At 37.1% G+C, this 23110-nt stretch carries 25 protein-coding genes; 3 read left to right on the top strand and 22 right to left on the bottom strand.

All coding sequences use genetic code 11. The features are described 5' to 3' along the window. Nucleotides 1-24: 24 nt before the first annotated feature. The 10 genes from prmA to gpr all read right to left on the bottom strand — a co-directional run bounded on the left by prmA (nucleotide 25) and on the right by gpr (nucleotide 11183). Nucleotides 25-963, bottom strand: a complete 939-nt coding sequence (prmA, locus tag COE49_RS11515; RefSeq protein WP_088230881.1) for a 50S ribosomal protein L11 methyltransferase — start codon at nucleotides 961-963, stop codon at nucleotides 25-27. A gap of 28 nt (nucleotides 964-991) precedes the next feature. Then, nucleotides 992-2107, bottom strand: a complete 1116-nt coding sequence (dnaJ, locus tag COE49_RS11510; RefSeq protein WP_088230880.1) for a chaperone protein DnaJ — start codon at nucleotides 2105-2107, stop codon at nucleotides 992-994. A 193-nt stretch (nucleotides 2108-2300) separates the two neighbouring features. Then, the gene (gene dnaK, locus COE49_RS11505) at nucleotides 2301-4136 is read right to left on the bottom strand and encodes a chaperone protein DnaK (RefSeq protein WP_088230879.1); all 1836 of its coding nucleotides are present in this window, start codon (nucleotides 4134-4136) and stop codon (nucleotides 2301-2303) included. Nucleotides 4137-4162: 26 nt separating this feature from the next. Beyond that, nucleotides 4163-4729 carry a nucleotide exchange factor GrpE gene (grpE, locus tag COE49_RS11500; RefSeq protein ID WP_088230878.1) on the bottom strand — a complete coding sequence of 189 codons (567 nt, stop codon included), beginning with the start codon at nucleotides 4727-4729 and terminating at the stop codon, nucleotides 4163-4165. 114 nt (nucleotides 4730-4843) lie between these two features. Continuing rightward, complete coding sequence (gene hrcA, locus COE49_RS11495; RefSeq protein ID WP_088230877.1) at nucleotides 4844-5860, bottom strand: heat-inducible transcriptional repressor HrcA; 1017 nt, start codon at nucleotides 5858-5860, stop codon at nucleotides 4844-4846. 133 nt (nucleotides 5861-5993) lie between these two features. Then, nucleotides 5994-7133, bottom strand: coding sequence for a radical SAM family heme chaperone HemW (gene hemW, locus COE49_RS11490; RefSeq protein ID WP_088230876.1), 1140 nt, complete (start codon nucleotides 7131-7133; stop codon nucleotides 5994-5996). A 51-nt stretch (nucleotides 7134-7184) separates the two neighbouring features. After that, complete coding sequence (locus COE49_RS11485) at nucleotides 7185-7559, bottom strand: winged helix-turn-helix transcriptional regulator (protein WP_001293536.1); 375 nt, start codon at nucleotides 7557-7559, stop codon at nucleotides 7185-7187. Nucleotides 7560-7689: 130 nt separating this feature from the next. Beyond that, nucleotides 7690-9513, bottom strand: coding sequence for an elongation factor 4 (gene lepA, locus COE49_RS11480; RefSeq protein WP_060632314.1), 1824 nt, complete (start codon nucleotides 9511-9513; stop codon nucleotides 7690-7692). A gap of 210 nt (nucleotides 9514-9723) precedes the next feature. After that, complete coding sequence (locus COE49_RS11475) at nucleotides 9724-10080, bottom strand: YqxA family protein (protein WP_373605062.1); 357 nt, start codon at nucleotides 10078-10080, stop codon at nucleotides 9724-9726. Further along, on the bottom strand, nucleotides 10080-11183 hold the full coding sequence (gene gpr, locus COE49_RS11470; RefSeq protein ID WP_088230874.1) for a GPR endopeptidase: 1104 nt from the start codon (nucleotides 11181-11183) through the stop codon (nucleotides 10080-10082). Before gpr ends, COE49_RS11475 begins: the two co-directional genes overlap by 1 nt. 181 nt (nucleotides 11184-11364) lie before the next feature. Between gpr and rpsT the strand changes: the two genes are divergently transcribed. Beyond that, entirely contained in the window at nucleotides 11365-11622 is a 258-nt protein-coding gene (gene rpsT / locus COE49_RS11465) for a 30S ribosomal protein S20 (protein ID WP_001274011.1), read from the top strand. 83 nt (nucleotides 11623-11705) lie between these two features. Here rpsT and holA read toward each other — a convergent pair whose 3' ends face one another. Then, entirely contained in the window at nucleotides 11706-12716 is a 1011-nt protein-coding gene (gene holA / locus COE49_RS11460) for a DNA polymerase III subunit delta (protein WP_088230873.1), read from the bottom strand. A gap of 346 nt (nucleotides 12717-13062) precedes the next feature. Here holA and COE49_RS11455 point away from each other — a divergent pair, with 346 nt between their 5' ends. Further along, a complete protein-coding gene (locus COE49_RS11455) occupies nucleotides 13063-13197 on the top strand; it encodes a YqzM family protein (RefSeq protein ID WP_001058627.1) in 135 nt (44 codons plus the stop codon). 31 nt (nucleotides 13198-13228) lie between these two features. Here the strand turns inward: COE49_RS11455 and COE49_RS11450 are convergent, their stop codons facing one another. From COE49_RS11450 to COE49_RS11440, 3 genes are all read right to left on the bottom strand, one after another. Continuing rightward, a complete protein-coding gene (locus tag COE49_RS11450) occupies nucleotides 13229-15550 on the bottom strand; it encodes a DNA internalization-related competence protein ComEC/Rec2 (protein ID WP_098252977.1) in 2322 nt (773 codons plus the stop codon). Between the two features lie 14 nt (nucleotides 15551-15564). After that, nucleotides 15565-16122, bottom strand: coding sequence for a ComE operon protein 2 (locus tag COE49_RS11445; RefSeq protein ID WP_088230871.1), 558 nt, complete (start codon nucleotides 16120-16122; stop codon nucleotides 15565-15567). A gap of 63 nt (nucleotides 16123-16185) precedes the next feature. Continuing rightward, nucleotides 16186-16785, bottom strand: a complete 600-nt coding sequence (locus COE49_RS11440; RefSeq protein ID WP_098252976.1) for a helix-hairpin-helix domain-containing protein — start codon at nucleotides 16783-16785, stop codon at nucleotides 16186-16188. 77 nt (nucleotides 16786-16862) lie between these two features. Here COE49_RS11440 and comER point away from each other — a divergent pair, with 77 nt between their 5' ends. Next, complete coding sequence (gene comER, locus COE49_RS11435; protein WP_098252975.1) at nucleotides 16863-17690, top strand: late competence protein ComER; 828 nt, start codon at nucleotides 16863-16865, stop codon at nucleotides 17688-17690. 172 nt (nucleotides 17691-17862) lie between these two features. On the opposite strand, the gene COE49_RS11430 is transcribed toward comER, so the two are convergent. The 8 genes from COE49_RS11430 to COE49_RS11395 form a co-directional block, all read right to left on the bottom strand. After that, the gene (locus COE49_RS11430; protein ID WP_098252974.1) at nucleotides 17863-18612 is read right to left on the bottom strand and encodes a class I SAM-dependent methyltransferase; all 750 of its coding nucleotides are present in this window, start codon (nucleotides 18610-18612) and stop codon (nucleotides 17863-17865) included. After that, nucleotides 18609-18965: a ribosome silencing factor gene (gene rsfS / locus COE49_RS11425; RefSeq protein WP_000653203.1), complete on the bottom strand. Its 357-nt coding sequence runs from the start codon at nucleotides 18963-18965 to the stop codon at nucleotides 18609-18611. Before rsfS ends, COE49_RS11430 begins: the two co-directional genes overlap by 4 nt. Continuing rightward, entirely contained in the window at nucleotides 18962-19531 is a 570-nt protein-coding gene (yqeK, locus tag COE49_RS11420) for a bis(5'-nucleosyl)-tetraphosphatase (symmetrical) YqeK (RefSeq protein WP_088230867.1), read from the bottom strand. The genes rsfS and yqeK overlap by 4 nt, the downstream gene beginning before the upstream one ends. Next, nucleotides 19521-20090: a nicotinate-nucleotide adenylyltransferase gene (gene nadD / locus COE49_RS11415; protein WP_088230866.1), complete on the bottom strand. Its 570-nt coding sequence runs from the start codon at nucleotides 20088-20090 to the stop codon at nucleotides 19521-19523. Before nadD ends, yqeK begins: the two co-directional genes overlap by 11 nt. Before the next feature lie 138 nt (nucleotides 20091-20228). Then, a complete protein-coding gene (gene yhbY, locus COE49_RS11410; protein ID WP_088230865.1) occupies nucleotides 20229-20522 on the bottom strand; it encodes a ribosome assembly RNA-binding protein YhbY in 294 nt (97 codons plus the stop codon). Between the two features lie 5 nt (nucleotides 20523-20527). Continuing rightward, nucleotides 20528-21361 (bottom strand): shikimate dehydrogenase, encoded by an 834-nt coding sequence (aroE, locus tag COE49_RS11405; protein ID WP_088230864.1) that lies wholly within the window; start codon nucleotides 21359-21361, stop codon nucleotides 20528-20530. A 15-nt stretch (nucleotides 21362-21376) separates the two neighbouring features. Beyond that, nucleotides 21377-22483, bottom strand: a complete 1107-nt coding sequence (gene yqeH / locus COE49_RS11400) for a ribosome biogenesis GTPase YqeH (RefSeq protein ID WP_000140807.1) — start codon at nucleotides 22481-22483, stop codon at nucleotides 21377-21379. Between the two features lie 3 nt (nucleotides 22484-22486). Then, entirely contained in the window at nucleotides 22487-22999 is a 513-nt protein-coding gene (locus COE49_RS11395; protein ID WP_000765302.1) for a YqeG family HAD IIIA-type phosphatase, read from the bottom strand. Nucleotides 23000-23110 lie beyond the last annotated feature (111 nt).

Genomic DNA, 23110 nt, shown 5'->3' with positions numbered 1-23110 from the left:
TTTCATTATAGACTAAAATCTATATTACGCATTTCGTGCAATAATTGCTACCCAATCTTCCATTCGTAACACTTCTTCAATTGTAAATCCAGCTTTTTCTAACGCTTCAGAAATCACTTTTTCTTTCGCAGCAATAATGCCCGATGTAATAAATAATCCGCCTGACTTCACAACTCGCGCTGCATCTTCAGGGAATAAAAGAATAATTTCTGCTAGTAAATTTGCTACGATTAAATCAACAGGACCTTCAATACCTTCTAAAAGACTATTTTGTCCAACAGACACAATGTCATCTGTTTTATTTAAACGCACATTCATTTCTGCACTTTCCACTGCAACTGGATCTAAATCATATGCTTGAACAGCAGACGCACCTAGTTTTGCCGCTGCAATACTAAGTACACCAGAACCTGTCCCTACATCAATGATAGTGTCACCTGGCTGAACTGTTTTTTCTAAAGCACGAATACACATTGTTGTTGTTGGATGCGTTCCTGTTCCAAACGCCATACCAGGATCTAATTCAATGATTTTTTCATCCGGAGAAGACGGTGTATACTCTTCCCACGTTGGCACAATTGTGAATGTATCAGAAATTTGTACTGGATGGTAATATTTTTTCCAAGCAGTAGCCCAATCTTCTTCATTGACTTCGTTAACGGTAATATTTCCAGTACCAATTTCGATGTCGTAAGATGGAAGCACATCAATAGATGATTTTACACCTGCAATCGTTTCATGTAAAGAATCCGTTTGCGGGAAGTATGCTTTTATTAATACACCCTCCGCCGGGTATTCATCTGGGTTCAATGCATAAATTTCACCATATTGTTGCTCGCGCTCTTTCGTCAATTCCGCTGGGTCCTCAATCGCAACTCCACTAGCACCAGCTTCATGTAAAATATGAGAGACAGCTTCTACTGCTTCTTCTGTTGTATGAATACTAATTTCTGACCATTTCACAATTTACCAACTCCATTTTTTATTTCCATTATTCCCCTTTGAAAGCACGTTTAAGCTTTCCGAATAAACTATCATCCTGCTCTTCTTGTCCTGCGAATTCACGTAATAAATCTTTTTGATGTGAAGTTAATTTCGTCGGTACAACAACACGAACAACTACATATTGATCTCCTTGACCATAACCACGTACGTTCGGAGCTCCTTTTCCTTTCAGGCGGAATTCTGTTCCTGTTTGTGTTCCTGCTGGGATTTTCAGCTTCACTTTACCATGAACAGTAGGAACTTCCACTTCCGCACCAAGTGCCATTTGTGCAAATGTTAATGGCATTTCGCAAATAATGTGATCTCCTTCACGCTCGAAGAATTCATGATTTTTTACATGAACGACAACATATAAATCTCCTGCTGGTCCGCCATTTACGCCCGCTTCACCTTTTCCAGATACACGTATTTGTTGACCGTTATCGATACCCGCTGGAATTTTAACGTTAATTTTTTTACGTTTACGCACTTTACCAGAACCGTGACATGTCGTACATTTTTCTTTAATCATTTGACCAGTTCCTGAACAATGACCACAAGCTTGACGGTTCACAATACGACCAAACGGTGTATTTTGTTCTACACTTACTTGCCCTGATCCTGAACAATGTTTACATGTTTCTTTTGAAGTTCCTGGTTTTGCTCCACTACCTTTACAAGTATCACATGGATCTTCTACTGGAATTTCGACATTTAGCTCTTTACCAAAAATAGCTTCTTCAAACTCTAAAGTAACTTGGTATTGTAAGTCATTACCTTGGCGCGGAGCATTTGGATCACGACGTCTACCGCCGCCACCACCAAAGAATGAACTAAAGATATCTTCAAAACCGAAGCCACCACCGAAGTCTCCTCCGCCGCCAAAGCCACCGAAACCTTGATTCGCACCGGCATGACCAAATTGATCGTACTGTGCACGCTTTTGATCATCGCTTAATACTTCGTATGCTTCTTGTACTTCTTTAAATTTTTCGATTGCATTTTCTTCTTTACTTACGTCTGGATGGTATTTTTTAGCCAAACGACGATACGCTTTTTTAATTTCATCTTTTGAAGCGCCCTTGCTAAGTCCAAGGACCTCATAATAGTCTCGTTTACTCATAAATTTGCAACCCCCGAATCTTTCACATAAACGTAATTTTAACACCGAAAGAAAGTGCTTTGCAACAAAGTTTCCTCACTTACAGTATGCAAAGTAAAAAACTTAAGATCCTCACACATTTCTCCTCATTCATGAAAAAAGCCAAAGCCAAGGCACGCTTGACTTTGACTTTTTGTCATCTTACTTATTTATATTACTTATCTTCTTTTACTTCTTCAAACTCAGCGTCTACTACATTGTCTTTCTTAGCGCCAGCATCTTGTGCTCCTTGTGCACCTTCTGCTTGCCCTGCAGCTGCTTGAGCTTGCTCGTATAATTTAACGCTTAGTTGTTGTACGATTTCTTGTAAAGCGTCTTTTTTCGCACGGATTTCATCAAGCTCGTTCTTCTCGATTGCCGCTTGTAATGCTTCTTTCGCTTCTGTTGCTTTCGCTACTTCAGCTGCATCTACTTTACCTTCTAAATCTTTTACAACTTTGTCAGTTTGGAATACAAGTTGGTCAGCTTCGTTACGAAGTTCAACTTCTTCCTTACGTTTTTGGTCAGCGTCAGCATTTGCTTCTGCTTCTTGTACCATACGATCTACTTCTTCATCAGAAAGACCTGAAGAAGATTGGATTGTAATAGCTTGCTCTTTGCTTGTTCCTAAGTCTTTTGCACGTACGTTAACGATACCGTTCGCATCAATATCGAATGTTACTTCGATTTGCGGGATACCACGTGGTGCTGGTGGAAGGTCTGTTAATTGGAAACGACCTAGCGTTTTGTTGTCAGCTGACATTGGACGCTCACCTTGTAATACGTGAATATCTACAGCTGGTTGGTTATCAGCAGCTGTTGAGAATACTTGTGACTTACTTGTTGGAATTGTAGTGTTACGCTCGATTAATTTCGTGAACACACCACCCATAGTTTCAATACCTAAAGAAAGTGGAGTTACGTCTAATAATAGTACGCCTTCTACATCACCAGTAAGTACGCCACCTTGAACTGCAGCACCTAATGCTACAACTTCATCAGGGTTTACACCTTTATATGGTTCTTTACCAGTTTCACGTTTAATAGCTTCTTGTACAGCTGGGATACGAGTAGATCCACCAACAAGGATAACTTTATCTAATTCGCTTGGAGCAAAACCAGCGTCTTTTAATGCACGACGAGTTGGCTCTAACGTTCTTTCAACAAGACCTGCTGAAAGCTCTTCGAATTTCGCTCTTGTTAACGTTAATTCTAAGTGTAATGGACCAGCAGCTCCAGCACTAATGAATGGTAATGAAATTTGTGTTTGTGTTACACCTGAAAGATCTTTTTTCGCTTTTTCAGCTGCATCTTTCAAACGTTGAAGTGCCATTTTATCTTGGCTTAAATCAATGTTATTTTCTTTTTTGAACTCAGCTACTAAGTGATCGATGATAACTTGGTCAAAGTCATCTCCACCAAGACGGTTGTCACCAGCAGTTGAAATAACTTCGAATGTTCCGTCTGCTAACTCAAGGATAGATACGTCAAATGTACCGCCACCTAAGTCATATACTAAGATTTTTTGTTCTTCATCTTGTTTTTCTAAACCGTAAGCAAGCGCTGCTGCTGTTGGCTCGTTAATAATACGCTCAACTTCTAAACCAGCGATACGACCAGCATCTTTTGTTGCTTGACGTTCTGCATCGTTGAAGTATGCAGGTACTGTAATAACAGCTTTCGTTACTGTTTCACCTAAGTATGCTTCAGCAGAAGCTTTTAGGTTTTGTAAAATGATTGCAGAAATTTCTTGAGGTGTATAATCTTTACCTTCAACTTCTACTTTGTAGTCTGTACCCATATGACGTTTAACAGACATGATTGTATTTGGGTTTGTAATTGCTTGACGCTTTGCAACTTCCCCAACTTGACGCTCTTCATTTTTGAAAGCTACAACAGAAGGTGTTGTACGGTTTCCTTCTGGATTTGGGATAACCTTTGGTTCTCCACCTTCCATAACAGCTACACAAGAGTTTGTTGTACCTAAGTCAATACCGATAATTTTACTCATGGCGAATCCTCCTACTTTTATGTAAATTATTGATTTACTTTTACCATTGATGGGCGAATCACACGGTCTTTTAGTTTATAACCTTTTTGGAATTCTTCAACTACCGCATTTGATTCAAATTCACTATCTTCCACTTGCATAATAGCTTGGTGTTCATTAGGATCAAACTGTTTACCAACAGCTTCAATCACTTCAACGCCTTCTTTAGTCAGCGCTTCTAGCAATTGACGATGTACCATTTCCATACCTTGTAACAAGGATTTCGTTTGCTCATCAGCTGCTTCCACTTGCATCGCTCTTTCAAAATTATCAAGAGCTGGCAAAATATCTGAAACTAGACTTTGTGCTCTATATTTTTCAGCAGCCTGTTTATCCATTTGGACACGGCGCTTATAATTTTCAAAATCAGCTTGTAGACGTAATGTGCGACCTTCCGTTTCCGTTAGTTTCGCTTGTAACTCATCTACTTTTTCTTGTAAAAGAGCAGCCTCACTTTTTTCTTCTACAGTTCCTTCACTGTTTTCTGTCGTGACAGCTTCTTCAACTTGCGCTTCTTTTACTTCTTCTACCACTTGTTCGTTACGCTCTTCCACAATATTCACCTCCTTAAAAGGTATTAGGTATCATGCTCAGCACAATTACCTAAGTATTATATATTACACACAGCAATGAAAGTTTCATTACTTGAGCGAATGTATTACTCTCATTTACTTTTTAAGTCCATCAGTAAATTGTCTCGTAAATAACTGTAACAAACTAATTACCCGAGAGTATTGCATTCTTGTCGGACCTAAAATAGCAATTGTTCCTAGTTGTTCTTCCCCGATTGAATATGTTGCAGAAATTAAACTACAATCTTCCATAGCCGTTGAAGAATTTTCCCTACCGATTTTCACTTGAATACCGACTTGTTTATGACGCAAAATGTCATAAAACTCGGCTTCATTATCAATCATCGTCAACAAGGATCTTACTTTGTGAATGTCATGGAACTCTGGCTGCGAAAGCATATTTGCTTTTCCTCCAAAGTATATCTTTTCCGATAAAGGAACTTGAAATGTACCATCTAACATTTTTACTGCACTATCGTAATTATGAACATACCCACGCAATACCGTAACAATCTCCTTAAAGATTTTATTATGGAGTTCCGACATTGGTACGCCCGATAGCTTTTCATTTAAAATATTAACCATTTTTTCTAAATCTGATAAATCAACAGATTCCGGAACGGTAATCGTTTTGCTTTGTACATGCCCTGTATCAGTTACAATAATAGCGACTGCAGTTTGACGATCAAGCGGCACAATTTGTACATTTTTAAGTTTATTTGTACTTAACTTCGGTCCAAGAACAATGGCCGTATAGTTCGTAAGCTCTGATAAAATTTGAGCAGATTGCTGTGCAATTTTTTCCGCTTCAAAAATTCTTTCAGCAAATAAATCTTTAATTTGTACAATTTCAGCGTTCGGTAAGTTTTGCGGCGCTAAAAGGTGATCTACATAAAATCGGTATCCCTTCTCAGAAGGAACACGCCCAGAAGAACTATGTGTCTTTTCAATAAAACCTAATTCTTCTAAATCAGCCATTTCATTTCGAATAGTAGCTGAGCTGAATGTAATTTCCTCTTTTTTAGCCAACGTTCTAGACCCAACAGGCTGCGCTGATCCAATAAAGTCATCAATAATTGTTTGTAAAATTAAGAGCTGACGTTCCGTAAGCATCTCATCATCACCTCTGTTAGCACTCTTTGTCTTCGAGTGCTAAATCTATTAATAACTTACCAAAATTGACATTCAATTGTCAACGGAAACGTCACGAAATAATGAAACTTTTTCACGTTTACGAAACATTTATTTAATCAATCAAAAACGACTGGAACACTTCATTCCCTAATAATTTTCCTTTTCGCGTTAAACGGACACATCCATCTCTCTCTTCAAGCAAGCCTTGTTCTTGATTACTTTGTAACTGCTTCGCGAAAACTTGATCCATCTCCACATTAAATTTATTTTGGAATGCCGTTTTAGAAACACCTTTTGTTTTTCGAAGCCCTAAGAACAACTCTTCTTCCATTCTTTCTTTCTCCGTCACTTCATGAACATCTAAATACGGAAATCCTGTTTCATCAATTTTATTGAAATATTGCTTCAGCGGACCTACATTTTGAATACGTTCCCCATTCACATAACTATGCGCTCCAGCTCCAAATCCATAATACTCTTCATTATTCCAGTATGTGAGATTATGTCTACTTTCATTATCACCTTTTGAGAAATTACTAATTTCATACTGGGTATAGCCGTGTTTCTCCATTTCATCCATTACCATTTCGTACATTTTCGCTTCATGATCTTCACCTGGAAGACGCAATTTCCCTTTGTTCATTAAATTATAAAAAACTGTTTTCGGTTCCACAATTAACGAATATGCTGAGAAGTGTTGTACACCAAGCGTAAACGCAATGTCTAATGTTTCCTTCACATCTTCTATTGTTTGTCCTGGCAACGCATAAATAATATCTACATTAATATTTTTAAAGCCTACTTCCTGCGCTTCTCGAATTGCTACAAACGCATCTTCCCTCGTATGCTTGCGCCCAATTTTCTCAAGCAGTTCATCACGAAATGTTTGTACACCAAAACTAATTCTGTTCACTCCACCTTCTAACAATACGTTTAACTTCTCTTTCGGTAAATCACCTGGATTCGCTTCAAATGTTAGTTCACAATTCGGAGCAAACGGACGTAAACGACGGTTAATAATATCGAGTAGTTTTTTTGTCTGTTCCATATTTAATGCTGTCGGAGTACCTCCGCCAACAAAAATCGTTTTCATACTATCAAACGGCACTTTTTGAACCGTGTTTATTATTTCCTTCTCTAAATACTCTAAATATTGATCAACCGGTTGGCGTTCAATAAACACTTTATTAAAATCACAATAGTGACAAATGTGCTGACAAAACGGAATATGAATATATGCAGCTTGCACCAAATATAACTCCTACCTTTCTAAAAAGAAAACCTCCGCACTCCGGAGGATTCTTTACTTCTCTAACGTATTACGAATTTGTTCCATTCGCATTTTTCCCCAATCATACATCATTTCAACGATTGGTAACAGTGACATGCCTAGTTCCGTCATATAATACTCAACGCGAGGAGGAATTTCAGGATACACTGTTCGATCAACAATCCCATCCTCCATTAACTCTTTTAATTGATTCGACAAAACTTTATGAGAAATGCTTGGGAACAATCGTTGTAATTCACTAAAACGATGAGGCCCTTCTACACCAAGATGCCACAGTATCACAACTTTCCACTTTCCACTAATAATAGAAAGCGTCAATTCCTTTTCACAATTAAAATTACCATTTTGTATTTTCTCGTGAATATCTTTTCGAATATTTTCGGACATTAATAATCTCCTAACTCTGTTGAACTAAAAAGCTCTCTCACTATTGTAAATGAGAGATGCTAAGATGTCTAAAAAGTAATTATACAGAAAAAAGAAGCCGCATAAACGACTTCTTTTTTTATTTTAAATATTAGTTGTCATCCATTTTCAATACAGCCATGAATGCCTCTTGCGGTACTTCTACAGAACCAACAGACTTCATACGTTTTTTACCTTCTTTTTGCTTATCAAGAAGTTTACGCTTACGAGAAATGTCACCGCCGTAACATTTCGCAAGTACGTTTTTACGCATCGCCTTAATTGTAGAACGTGCTACAACTTTGTTTCCGATAGTCGCCTGAATTGGCACTTCGAACTGTTGTCTCGGAATTAATTCTTTTAATTTCTCTACGATTACTTTACCACGGTCATACGCTGAATCACGGTGTACGATAAATGATAATGCATCCACTTGTTCATTATTTAAAAGAATATCCATTTTCACAAGTTTAGACGGTTTATAACCGATTAACTCATAATCAAATGATGCATACCCTTTCGTATTTGATTTCAACTGATCGAAGAAATCATATACGATTTCTGATAATGGGATTTCATATGTTAACGTAACACGTGTTTCATCTAAATATTGCATATCAATGAACGTTCCACGTTTACCTTGGCAAATTTCCATTACAGCTCCAACATAGTCATTCGGAACCATAATTGAAGCCTTCACAAAAGGCTCTTCTACACGATCGATAGACTGTGGATCTGGCATATTAGATGGGTTATCAACAATAACATCTTCACCGTTTGTTAAATAAACTTTATAAATAACACTTGGTGCTGTTGTAATTAAATCAATCTTAAATTCACGTTCAATACGTTCTTGAATGATTTCCATGTGAAGAAGTCCTAGGAAACCACAACGGAAACCAAATCCTAACGCTTGAGATGTTTCTGGTTCAAACTCAAGGGCAGAATCGTTTAACTCTAATTTTTCTAACGCATCACGTAAGTCGTTATAACGTGCAGAATCAATCGGATATAAACCACAGAATACCATTGGGTTTAATTTACGATATCCCGCTAACGGCTCTGCAGCTGGACGTTTCGCATGTGTAATCGTATCACCAACGCGTGTGTCGCCTACGTTTTTAATAGATGCTGCTAAGAAACCTACATCACCTACTGTCAGTTCGTCACGCTGCGTTGTTTTCGGCGTGAATACACCCACTTCTGTTACTTCAAACTCTTTTCCAGTTGCCATCATACGTACTTTATCGCCAACTTTTACCGTTCCATTTACAACACGGATGTAAGCAATTACACCGCGGTATGGGTCATATAAAGAGTCGAAAATCATACATTGTAACGGATCTTCCGAATCACCTGTTGGTGCTGGTACTTTTTCAACGATTTGTTCTAAAATTTCTTCAATACCGATTCCAGCTTTTGCTGAAGCAAGTACTGCTTCTGATGCATCTAAACCAATTACATCTTCTACTTCTTGGCGCACACGTTCTGGGTCTGCACTTGGTAAGTCGATTTTATTAATAACTGGTAAAATTTCTAAATTATTATCAAGCGCTAAGTATACGTTTGCTAATGTTTGCGCTTCAATACCTTGCGCTGCATCTACTACAAGAATCGCGCCTTCACAAGCCGCTAAACTACGAGATACTTCGTACGTAAAGTCGACGTGTCCTGGTGTATCAATTAAGTGAAGAATATATTCTTCACCGTCTTTTGCTGTATAGTTTAATTGTACTGCGTTTAATTTAATTGTAATACCACGCTCACGCTCTAAATCCATAGAGTCAAGCAACTGAGCTTTCATTTCACGTTGTGTTAACGCGTTTGTTTTCTCTAAAATACGGTCTGCTAACGTTGATTTTCCGTGGTCAATATGAGCAATGATAGAGAAATTACGGATTTTGGACTGTCTTTTTGCTCTTTCTTCTTTGTTCATCTATGTTCTCAACTCCTAATAGTCTCGCCAATATACACTAGCACTGATTATATCAATAGAGCAGCAAAGATTCAATGAAAACTCGTGCTGCTTACAATACAAATCATTCTATCTATATCTTATGCGAACAAACCATAAGAGACAAACCTTTTTCAAATAAAAAAACGGCTGTCGTGCAAAACGATAAGACAACCGTTCTCTCTGCTACTCTTAGCTAAAAATCTCTTTCACCTTCCCAACAACTATATCTGTCCCAAACTTTGTCATCTCATAAGCAACACTCGCTATTGCCATACCAATTCCTTCTACGACATTAAAACTTCTTAAACTTTCTAATTGTTTTTGTTTTTCAACAGTTGAAAACGAACTTCCCGAAATTTCTGATTCAGCAGCCTCCCCTTCTGTCCCTGTCATATGAGCTATTTGTTCGTACGACAACTGCTGGTAACCTTTCATACTTTTTAAACCATGATTAGCAAGCGCCACTCCCGCTATTACCATAAGCAAGCATAAGGATGCACTACATATACATAAAAGCGCAAATCGACTTAAATCATCTCTTTCCATCAATGTGTATATGCCCCTGTATTATCTTGGTCAACTTGATGATGCAGCGCTGCATTTAAACCACTCGCTATTACATTTGCCATATCTTCTATAAAGGCATCTACCTCTTTTGGAGTCACCATTAAATTATGACCGAGAGGAGATAGCACTTCATAAATTAATTTCCTCTTCTCTTCATCTTCCAATGTACCAACAGCTCCTAAAAACATATTCCGGCTCTTTTCATCCGGCATATCTTCTTCTGTTAGTTTTTTCTTTTCTCCAAATGAAAATCCCGCAGGTAATAAAGATCTTGACGGCTTATGTCCCTCTTTCATCTCTCTTCCAAAATGCTTCAAAATAAAATCAATCGTATCACTTGTAATTGAAACAGCATCAACTACAGTTGGAACACCAATTGCGATAACAGGAATACCTAACGTTTCTTTACTTAACTCCTTACGTTTATTCCCAACACCAGACCCGGGATGAATTCCTGTATCAGAAATTTGTATCGTGCTATTTACTCGTTCAATCGAACGGGCAGCTAGTGCATCAATTGCAATGACAAAGTCCGGCTTTGTTTTTTCAATGATTCCATAAATAACATCGCTCGTTTCAATCCCTGTAATCCCCATTACTCCCGGCCTAATTGCACTAACAGGCCTAAATCCTTCTTCCACACTTTCAGGCTGCAATTGAAACAAATGTCTCGTTACCATTACATTCTCTACAACTATCGGTCCAAGTGCATCTGGCGTTACATTCCAATTCCCAAGACCAACGATTAAACAGCTCGCTTCTTTCGTAACACCAACCTCTTCTAAAAAATAAGAAAATTCTTTTGCAAAAATACGCTCTACTTTTTGTTGCAATTCAGTATCTTGTTGGCGTATACCTTGCACCTCAAGCGTTAAATAATTTCCAGGTTTTTTACCCATCGATTCAGATGCAACTTCATCAATCGTTACTTTCGTAATTGTAATACCTTCTTCTTCCCTCTCTTTTACAATAACTCCTTGTATCCCATTTTGTTCTTCTTGACGCTCTTGCAGCATTTGGTGCGCCTCTACAGCTAGGTCAGTTCTAACACCATATTTACTTAAATCTAATGGTTCTGTCATCGTATCTCCTCCGTAATTCATAGTAAATATCGTTAGATTTCCCAAAGTTATATAAGGTCATTCTTTCCTTTACGTGAAATTTCATTGATATACTATTGCAATTCTCTTCACCGTTTGATAGAATATCACTTGTTCTATGTTATGAATCGAGTCATTCGATTGCACCAGGGAGGTGAAAAGTATGGCAAACATCAAATCTGCTATCAAACGCGCTAAACTTAGCGAAGAGCGTCGTGCACATAACGCTTCTATCAAGTCTGACATGCGTTCTGCTGTTAAAACTGTAGAAGCTTTAGTTACTAATAACGATCTTGAAAATGCTAAAGAAGCTTTCAAAACTGCTTCTAAAAAACTTGACAAAGCAGCTCGTAAAGGTCTTATCCACCAAAACGCTGCAGCTCGTCAAAAATCTCGCTTAGCGAAACAAGTAAACGCGTAAGGCGTTTAAAAAACGATCCATTTGGATCGTTTTTTTATATACAAAAAAGTCCACGTACTACGTACATGAACTTTTTTGTATCATTACATATGATTTAGCCGCATTAAGAAAAACTCAAGCACAAGTTTCTTATCCATCTTTCCCGTTTTCATACTATAATCAGCTTCCGCTAATTCTATAATAACTTTTTTTAATTCTTCAAAAGAGAAAAACTTCGTTTGATTCATCGCCAACTTTACACGATACGGATGTACACCTATATGAGACGCAATTTGGTTTTGTCCATAACCACGCTGTTGTAACTCTTTCACTTGATGTAGCAAGCGGAATTGACTCACTAATAACGCAAGCAGTTTAATCGGTTCTTCCTGTTGCGTAAATAATCCATCCAATATTTGCATCGCACCTGCGATATCCTTTTTCACCACTTTTTCTGTTAAAGCAAACACATTTTGTTCTACCGATTTTGGCACAAGTTCTGCAACAAGTTTCGGTGTAATCTCTCCACCCATACCGACGTATAACGTTAACTTGTCCATTTCCTTCGCCAACATCGTTACATTACTTCCCACAAGCTCTAGCAACAAACTCACAGCCCCATTATCAATATGCACATGCACTTCATCCGCACGGGCAACAATCCATTTCTGAACATCCTGCACTTGCATCGCATTCGCTTCTACTACATCCGCTGTTTTCTTTAGTAGTTTTGTAATTTTTTTTCGTTCATCCAGCTTTTCGTAAGGCGCAACAAAAACAAGAATAGAAAACGGAGAAGGCTCCCCAATATATTCTTCTAAAATTTTTATATTTTGTTCTAACTTTTCTTTTTGTGAAGTTAAAAATAATGGTGATTTTATTAATAACACTTTACGTTCTCCAAAAAAAGGAAGTGTACGTGCATCCTCAACCACATCTTCTAAATACGCTTCTTCTAAATCATATGTCACAACATTAAACTCGCGATCTTCCTCTTCAAGCGCTTCTGTTGTAATAAGCTTTATCGCTTCATTTATAAAAAACGCTTCCGTTCCATACAGTAAATACAACGGAGCAAACTGCTTCTTTTTAATCTTTTTATGTATATCACTCATACTTTTTCCTACTCCCTAACTTGGCAATATATATTTATACTAATGCCCTAGCTTTTGTTTTACAAGTACAAAGGAACAGGCTGTATAACCCGTCCCTTTATTTATATTAAACGCCACGCAATAAGCCCCGGGTTTCTTATTGGTGTGCGGTAATCACCTTCCCTTTATTGTTCACAATAAAAATCCGAGTATAAGTGCCAACTGTTAACATGCTTGGAAATAAAAAACTCACGTAGCTAAATGAACTACACGTAGTAAAAACACTCGATTTCTCTTCATATGGAAATTGTAGATTTTTTTCTGACAATATTTTATACTAAAGTGGAATGTTGGGGAGGGATTCTAAATGAATAATTTTGAACAAAATGTTCAAAGTAAACGCAATGACGCTATTGATTCAGGGGTAGGATTTATCGTCTCATTTGGTTTTTTCGCAACACTTTTCATTATTGCCACTGTTATTAAATTTATCGGTTCCTAAAGACTGCCACTTCATGGCAGTCTTCTCTTTTTCATCTAGTATGTGTTTCATCATATGTGATTTTACTTGTAAAGGTTCCATTTCCTCCTTTAAAAACATAGGAAATAGCACCTTGCTGATCTGTGCGCCATATTTCAATATCCATCTTCTCAAAACGCTCTATAACTTCCTTATGCGGGTGCCCATATCTATTCCGTTCTCCTACAGAAATAATCGCTACACTAGGATGTATAAGACTTAAAAAGGAGGATATAGATGACGTCTTACTCCCATGATGAGCGACTTTTAATACATCCGCCCGCAATGCAGGATAGTTTGATACTAAACGATTCTCTCCACCTTCTTCTAAATCTCCTGTAAACAACCACGTTACCCCTCCAAATTTCGCCCATATTACAATTGAGGAATCATTTTCATTAGATTCCTTTCCGTTTGGAGCTAGCACAAAAAATTCCGCTCCATTTACACTCCAGCTCTCCCCTTCCACCACTTCACTTATTTTCACTTTCTTTTCTAACGCCTTTTTCTTTAATACTTTTTCTAATATTGCATCTTGTTCTTTCCGGCCAAATACAACTTCTTTTACAGTTATATATGATAATAAATCTTGCGCAGCACCGATATGATCCGCATCTCCATGCGTTACGATTAATTTATCGATTGTTTTTATACCCTCTTTTTGTAAAAAAGGGATTAAAACATCCTTCCCAATAGAATATTCATGTTTTTTCCGTTGCCATTCTTCTTTATTGAGTTGAAGTGTTCCACCTGTATCAATAAGATAAACGCCTTTATCATACGGAAGGCGAATTAAGATTGCATCACCTTGCCCAACATCAATAAATGTAACGCTACCACTTTCACGAAAATATGGATAGGCATAATGACACGTACAAACGAAAAGAAATACCCCCACAACTATGGACACAATCCTTTTCGACATTCCCCTTTCCCAAACTATCAATATACTAACAATAATTACACAATATACAGCTACAAGAAGTATAGGTGTTTGTCCAAAAACAAGTCGAGTAAACGGTAGACTTTCACAGTAACTTAGAAAATCATTAGAAATATTCAGCCCTATTGATAGTACATTCGCAAGTCCTTTTGCGAAAAATGGGATAATCGGCATACAAATCAAAATAATAATGCTACATGGCAATACAATTATAGATAAAAACGGAACGTATAGGAGGTTGAGTAAAATACTATATGGAGAAAAATAACCGAAGTGATATAACAAAATTGGAGTACTAACGAGCTGTGAGATGATAGAGATGTAAATCGAGTTTCGGATTACTCCGTTGCTACTCCCTAATAATAACGGAGCAGATAAAAGTAAAGCAAAACTACCTACAAAAGAAAACTGAAATCCAATATTAAAAACAAGATACGGATCATATATAAGCATACATATAGCCGTTACACTTAAAGCATCTAAGCTAGATATGCGAATAGAACACATGGAAGCGATTAGCAACAAAACCCCGGTTATAGACGCTCTTATAACAGAAGGTGACGCCCCTGCTAAAATCATATACAAAGGAATACATACGATAAGACATACCGTTGCTATCTCTCTCGTCACACCACTTCTCAGCAAAACAAAGTATACAATTACCATTAACAATACAATATGCGAACCTGAAATCGCCAATAAATGCACAAGTCCAAATTGTTGGTACTGCTCTTCAACCTCAAACGCCATTTGTTGTCTATCACCAAACAATAATGCATTCATAAAAGCACCTGATTGCTCTGGGAACATTTCATTAACTCCCGAGATTGCTTGCTGTCTCAAAAGAAGAATCCATTGCATGAGTGACAATGATGTTTTATGACATTCAGAAATATTTGTAGCATCAAATATGAAATGAATATTTTGCTTATATAAATAATCACGGTAATTAAAACCGTGAAAATTCCTGGCTGTTTGTGGTTCTTTCCTCTCACCTTTGAATACACATGACACCCCTGCATATAATTGTTGCAATTGTTTCTTTTCTAAGGGTGATTTAATTTTGTAACTTAACTGCACTATATTTTCATACTGATCTTCAACTTGAAATGATAGACGATCGCCATTAATAAGAGGTGTGCTTTGTATCACTCCTCTTGTAACTTCGTAGGACTCTCCTAGAGGCTTGTTTACCCCTTGAATATAGGAAGTGTGCATAGCGCCACTAAAACACGCTATCACGCATAAAAAGAAGGTTTTACGCGAAGTACGATATAAACAAAATAAAACATAGAAAACTAGACAACAACTGATCAACAAAGACGATGTGGAAAAGGTAGTTGCAATCCCCATCACAAAAGAGATTGCAACATAGCCCCATTGCCCATGCAACTCATACTCACTCCTTATAGCATCATTTTTGCTTTCGTGAATACATGCTGTAATTCTTCCAATGATAAGCTCTCTTTTTCTAAAGATGCAAATAGTTCTTTTAACTCCATATGACGCTTTTGTTCCTCTAGCGCTGCAATATCATATTCTAGCGGAACGTGCTTCACTGTTACATTCGCTTTTTCAAATAACTCTACGGCATACGGATGGTTTTTATAATCCTGTGCATAATAAACTGCTGTAATACCGCTTTGAATAATTGCCTTACAGCATTGTAAACAAGGGAAATGCGTTACGTAAATTTCCGCTTCCTCCGTTTTCACACCAAACTTTGCACATTGTAACAAAGCATTCATTTCGGCATGAATTGTACGAACACAATGATTATCAATCACGTAGCACCCATCATCTATACAATGTACGCCACCTTTAATTGAACCATTATATCCACCAGCAATAATTCGTTTATCACGAACGATTGTCGCCCCTACCGCCAGCCTTGTACATGTACTACGTAAAGATAGCAGATGGCTTTGTGTCATAAAATATTGATCCCATGAAATTCGTTCCATATTTTTCACCTTCTTTTTTGTCTACTTGTAGTGTAGCGAAAGAAGAAAAACTTCGTCAATCTTTTACGGAATAATAATTTGATCTTTTATTTTTTCCAGAGACTTCGCCCCAATCCCATCAATCTCTAATAAATCTTCTATTTTCTGGAACGGACCATGTTCCTCTCGATATTTCAAAATACTTTCTGCTTTTCGGGAACCGATGCCTGTAATTTTTTCAAGTTGTTCTTTAGAAGCTGCATTTATTTGAACTTTCCCCTCTCCCTTTGAGACAGCAGCTATTTCTTGCACTTGTTCATTTTTATTCGGTACATAAAGGATCATTTGGTCTTGTACCATTTGCGCTAAGTTCACCTTATTCCTATCTGCTTCTGGCAAAAAACCGCCTGCCTTTTCAATAGCATCCTTGACCCGGTCCCCTACTTTCATTTCATACACTCCCTCTTTAGCGACAGCCCCTTTCATATCAATTACAATTATTTTTTTCTGCTCTTTTGTATCCGATATTTTCTGTTTACCTTTTTTCTCTATCTCTTTCGCTTGAACATCCGTTGCAATTACTGGCCCTTCTGTATGCTGGTTCGTTTTCCAGAAAAAAAGAAAAAGTGCACTTACAATAACAACTACTAATCCCAACCACTTTTTTGGAAAATCCCACATCATTTTACACCTCTAATCATAAATTTATAACATCATTCATATTGTTTAGGAGAGAGCCGTTACGAAGGAGGGATGAAACATTGAACATAGGAATTATAGGGACAGGAAACATGGGGAATATACTAATCGATGCATTTTTAGAAACCCGTGCTGTCAAACCTTCGTGCCTTACGATCATTAACCGAACGCCCGCCAAAGCATATCATATAAAGGAAAAATACCCTTCTGTTCATATAGCAAAAACTATCGATCAGGTAATCGAACAATCTCATCTTATTTTTATTTGCGTAAAACCGATAGATATATACCCTATCCTACAAAAATATGCTGAACATTTTTCTGATGAAAAGTGCTTAGTTTCTATCACAAGTCCAATATCTCCATCACAATTAGAGACACTTGTACCATGCCACGTCGCACGTATTATTCCGAGCATTACAAACCGCGCCTTATCTGGCGCATCATTATTTACATTCGGGAGTAAATGCTCTAAAGAGTGGCAACAAAAACTACTGCTTCTATTCAAAAATATTTCTACTCCCCTTGTAATAGAAGAAGATATAACTCGCGTTTCATCTGATATAGCAAGCTGCGGTCCTGCATTTTTTAGTTACTTATTACAATGTTTCATTAACGCTGCTGTAGATAAAACAAATATTACACATGAGGAAGCCACTACTTTAGTAAGTGAAATGGTCATTGGAATGGGGAAATTGCTTGAAAAGGAAATCTTTACATTACCTACTTTACAAGAAAAGGTATGTGTGAAAGGCGGTGTTACAGGAGAAGGTATTCGTGTTTTAGAAGAACATGTTGGGGATATGTTTCATAAATTGATCGAACGGACACACGAGAAATTTGATGAGGATTTAAAATGCGTTGATCAGCAATTCAATAAGCACACATAATAAATACGTCACCGTTATTCCAAATCCTTTTTATAAATGATTACTTTTTTTATACTACACACCTACTCACACGATTATTTTCACACTTTATGCATATCATCTTCGTATAATTCTAGATCAAAAATTACATCTTCTTTACAAAACAAAAGCAACCTTCTCGGTTGCTTTTGTTTTATCCGTTTTTCTTCGCCATGAAGAAAATACGCTCTGTTTGTTCTGTGACTTCAAGTCGCTCAAAGTCACCCGTCACGCGAAGCACTGTGAAACCAGCCTCTTCAAGCCATTCCGTCAACTCTTCAACCTGATATGCACGTTGCACGTGACATTCGTCAAAACGATGGTACACATCTTCTTCTGGATCTTGAACAAAGAATGTTAAATCATGCTCTACACTATTTGATTCTTCACCAGGGAAGCAATTCCAAATAAGAGATATTTCTTCTCCATTTACTGTGTATGTTTCATTTTGAAATACATGATGTATTTTATATAAAGAATGTACATCAAATAAAAACAAACCATCTTGACGTAAATGGTGAAACACTCTTCGAAACGTTTCTTTTACCCCATCTTCTTGCAATACATAATTTAATGAATCGCAAAAGATAGTTACACAGTCAAACTCACCTGGAACATCAAGCTCTCGCATGTCTTGTTGATAAAAAGGAATAAAGTATCCCTCTCCTCCTAACTTTTGCTGAGCAACTGTTAACATTTCTTCTGAAAGATCGACACCTATTAAATCGTAACCCTTTTGTACAAGCGGAAGGGTTACATTACCAGTACCGCATGCTACGTCAAGAATCTTTGCCTCTTTCATATCCGCTTGCTGCAGGCTTTCCTCTGTGAATTCTACCCATTTTTCATAAGGGACATCATTCATTAGTTCGTCGTACAACAGTGCAAATTGTTCGTATTTCATTGGTCTAGCTCGTCTGTAATATCTTCACGTGGCACATCGCCCCATAGACGCTCTAAATTATAGTGGTTACGTTCATCCTTATGGAATACATGAGCAACTACATCTCCAAGATCAACTAATACCCAACGAGCTTCGTCAAAACCTTCCATACGTTGTACGTCGATTTGGAACTCGTGTGCTTTTGATTTAATTTCACGTGCAATTGCTTGCACTTGTTTATCTGAGTTACCGTGACAAATAATGAAATAATCTGCAATTGGTGAAATACCTTGCATATTTAGGACAACCATATCTTCTGCTCTCTTATCATCAGCTGCTTTCGCTGCTAATACTAATAAATCTTTATCTTTCATCTAGTAATTTCCTCCTTGATAACTGCATTATATGTTTGGAATGTTAATGGATAAATCGTCTGATTTTTTTCCATTAAAAATTGAATTGTTCGCTTTAAAGCAAATAATAAAGCTTGGTTTATATCCGTATATGCGAGTTTACGAGCTTCTTCCACCCCAGGAAACTTTCGCCCAGGCTCAATGTAATCAGCTACATAAATCACTTTATCTAACATCGTCATTTTTTCATGACCACTTGTATGATATGTAATAGCTTGCAAAATTTCAGAATCCGTAATGCCTACTTCTTTTTCTACTAAGTATGCCCCAACAGGTGCATGCCATAACTCTTTGTTATAACAAAGTAGATCTTTCGGCAAATGTTCACGTTTAATAATCTCTTCCATTTCTGAAATCGCTCTACATTTCGCATAATCATGGAATATAGCTGCCATCTCTGCCTTTTTTTCATCCACACCGTATAACTTAGCGAGCTCAATCGCTGTCTCCATTACACCAATTGTGTGTATATAACGTTTTTCATGCATTTGTTGTTTGACAATATGAAGTGCATTCTCACGATTCATACAACCCATTCCTCTCGATATATACCTGTACTTTTTCAGGAAGTAAATATTTACATGTTTTCTTCTCTTTATATCTCTCACGTAATAAAGATGAAGAAACTGCAAACTCCGGAATTTCCACCGTGGTGATATTATAAGGCGTATGCAATGTATAACCAGGTCTTGCAACCCCAACAAACGTCACAAGATCGAGTAACGCTTCAATGTTATACCACTTCGGTAAATACTCAACCATATCTCCACCAATAATAAAGTGAAACTGCACATCCGGATACTTCTTCGTCAATTGTAACATAGTGTCATATGTATAAGATGGGCCCTTCCTATTCAGCTCTTCTAAACAAATAGAAAAGTGTGTTTCTACCTCAGTCGCAAGCTCTAACATATGTAAGCGACTTTCTACACTTGTAATATTCCGCCCTTGTTTATGCGGTGGAATTTGGTTTGGCAAGAACCATACCTCTTCCAAATTCAAAGCGTGATACACTTCATTCGCAATTAGTAAATGTCCATAATGAGGCGGGTCAAATGTACCGCCAATAATGCCAATTTTTCTCAAAAGAAACGCCCCTTCCTTTTACATACAGTAACTCTCTTCATTCCTATCCGAAGAGAGTTCACTGTTAATAAAAGTTCAATTGGTTTCGCTCTCTACATCATTACGCACCAGCGATAAAAGTAGCGCATGCTAACCTTTTTATCGAGGAAGCTTAATTTGTTTATTTTCTCTTGATTCTTTATATAACACAATTGTACTTCCGATTACTTGAACGATTTCAGCACGTGCACCTTTTGCAAGTTCTTCTGCAACTTCACGGCGATCAAATTCACAGTTTTGTAGCACACTTACTTTAAATAACTCACGAGCTTCTAAAGTATCTGCGATTTGTTGAATCATATTTTCATTTACTCCGCCTTTTCCTACTTGAAAAATTGGTGTTAAATGATGTGCTTGTGCACGTAAAAATCTTTTTTGTTTTCCTGTTAACATATATGTTAGCCTCCAAGCTTTTTTATAACTAATTGTTTCATTCTCTCAATATTTGGTACACGCCCTGTCCACATTTCAAATGCAAGTGCCCCTTGATAAACAAACATATCAATACCATTTTGAATAATCGCACCTTGCTCTTTTGCCTCACATAAAATTTTCGTTTCAAATGGATTATAAATTATATCTGATACAATCGTTCCTTTTTTTAACGAGCAAATTTGTAATGGCGTATGTTCGACGTACGGATGCATACCTATTGTTGTTGTCTGAATGATAATATCATAATTCCCTTGTTCCTCTGTTGCTTCTTCTAACGATAAAGCAGCAGAAGTAACATGAGCCGCACATGCAGCAATAAGTTCTTTCGCCTTATCTACTGTACGATTGGCTACATCAATCTTTTTCACGCCTACATCAGCAAGAGAAAAATAAATAGCTCGACTAGCACCACCTGCGCCAAGTAATAAAATACGTTTCTCTTGAAGTGGTTCACTACTAATGGACTGCAGGGCTCGAACAAAACCAATTCCATCTGTATTGTAGCCAATTAATTTCCCATCTTTATGAACCACTGTATTTACTGCACCGATTTGCATTGCTAATGGATCAATCTCATCCAAATACTCCATAATAGCAACTTTGTGCGGGGTTGTTACATTAAATCCTGAAATACCTAATGCTTTTAAACCTTTTACTGCTTCCCCTAGCACTTCTTCTTCAACAAGAAATGCATGATAATGGGCATCCATATTCAAGTGTTCAAATGCATCGTTATGCATAACGGGTGATAATGAATGTCCAATTGGATTTCCGATTACACCATATAATTGTTTCATAAATCCCTCTCCACATTAAATTAAAGATTTACGCAATGAAACACTTACTCCTTTTGGTACGTGTGCAACAATTTTTGCTCCTGGTTCGTTCACAGTAACCCATCCTAATCCAGAAAATACAACATCCGTTTTTGGTTCACGAATATTAAACTCGTATTTCACTAGTTCAGGCATATTTGCTAATTCTTCTGGTGTTGGCGGGCTTAGTAAATCTCCAGCATGATTTTTATACAATTCGTCTGCTTTCTCAAGCTTTGTACGATGGATTGTTAAACGATTTGAGAAGTGACAAGTAAACGCACGACGACCACCACTTACATAATCAAAACGTGCCAATCCGCTAAAGAATAACGTTTGTTCTTCATTTAATTGGAACACCATTGGTTTAATTTCTTTTGTTGGTGTAATAAGCTTTAAGCTTTGTTTTCCAACATAATGAGCCATTTGATGGTGATTAATAATACCTGGCGTATCATATAAAGAAGATTCTTCGTCTAATGGAATATCAATTAAATCAAGTGTTGTTCCTGGGAAATGAGATGTTGTAATTACATTTTCAGTCTCATCACTAAATTCTTTAATCATACGATTAATAAATGTTGATTTTCCTACATTTGTACATCCAACAACATAAACATCTTTACCACCGCGATAATACTCAATAGCATCCGCAAGCTCAGCAATCCCTTGTCCCTTCGCTGCACTAATTAAAAAGACATCTTCTGGCTTTAATCCTAGCTGCTTTGCACTATATCGCATCCAATGCTTTACTTTATCATGTTTTACTGACTTAGGAATTAAATCCGCTTTATTTCCAACAAGTAATACTTTATTATTTCCTACGAAACGATGTAAACCAGGTAACCAGCTACCATTAAAATCAAAAATGTCTACAATCTTAACTACTAGTGCATCCGATTTTCCAATTCCATTTAAAATACGTAGGAAGTCATCATCCGTTAATGATACATCTTGAATTTCATTGTAATGCTTCAAGCGAAAACAACGTTGACAAATCACTTGTTCTTTCTCTAAAGATGAAGTAGGAGCATATCCCACTTCATTTTTATTTTCTGTTTGAATTTCTACACCGCAACCAATACATTTAATTGTTTCAGTCAAACTTTATTCCTCCCAGTTAATTAAACCTTTTTTCTTCATATTTCTCATAATTCTTCGTTCGATTTTTCGATTAAAGCGCGTCACTAACCCGTCCGTTTGTGCTACTGGTACAACTAAAATTGTATGAAGTCCCACTCGATTTCCACCAAGCACATCCGTTAGTAATTGATCCCCAATCACTACAACTTCATCTGGTTGTAAACTCATCTCTTGTATCGCACGCTTAAATGCGCGAACAAATGGTTTACGAGCGCTATGAATAAATGGAATACCTAATGGGTCAGCAAAGTCTTTCACTCGTTGTTCATTATTATTTGAAACGACTGTTACTTGGATGCCTTGCTCTTTCATTTTCAAAAACCACTCTTCAAGTTGTGGCGTCGCATTTGGACGATCCCATTCAATTAACGTGTTATCTAAATCTGTAATAATGCCTTTAATTCCACGCTTTTTCAAATCTTCTGGTTGAACATGATATACATTTTTCACATATTCATTTGGTAAAAATAACTTCAATTTCTTTCACCTCTTTGAGGAGTTTTCATAAAATTTTTCGACAACATTTTTCGATATATAACCTGTGGATAAAATTGTACACATTTTCCACGTTAATTTTTCAGTTAATTT

Source organism: Bacillus sp. AFS029637, from assembly GCF_002584985.1.
Taxonomy (GTDB): Bacteria; Bacillota; Bacilli; order Bacillales; family Bacillaceae_G; genus Bacillus_A.
Note: the sequence above shows the minus strand (reverse complement) of the source record. Positions and strands in the feature narration are given on the sequence as shown.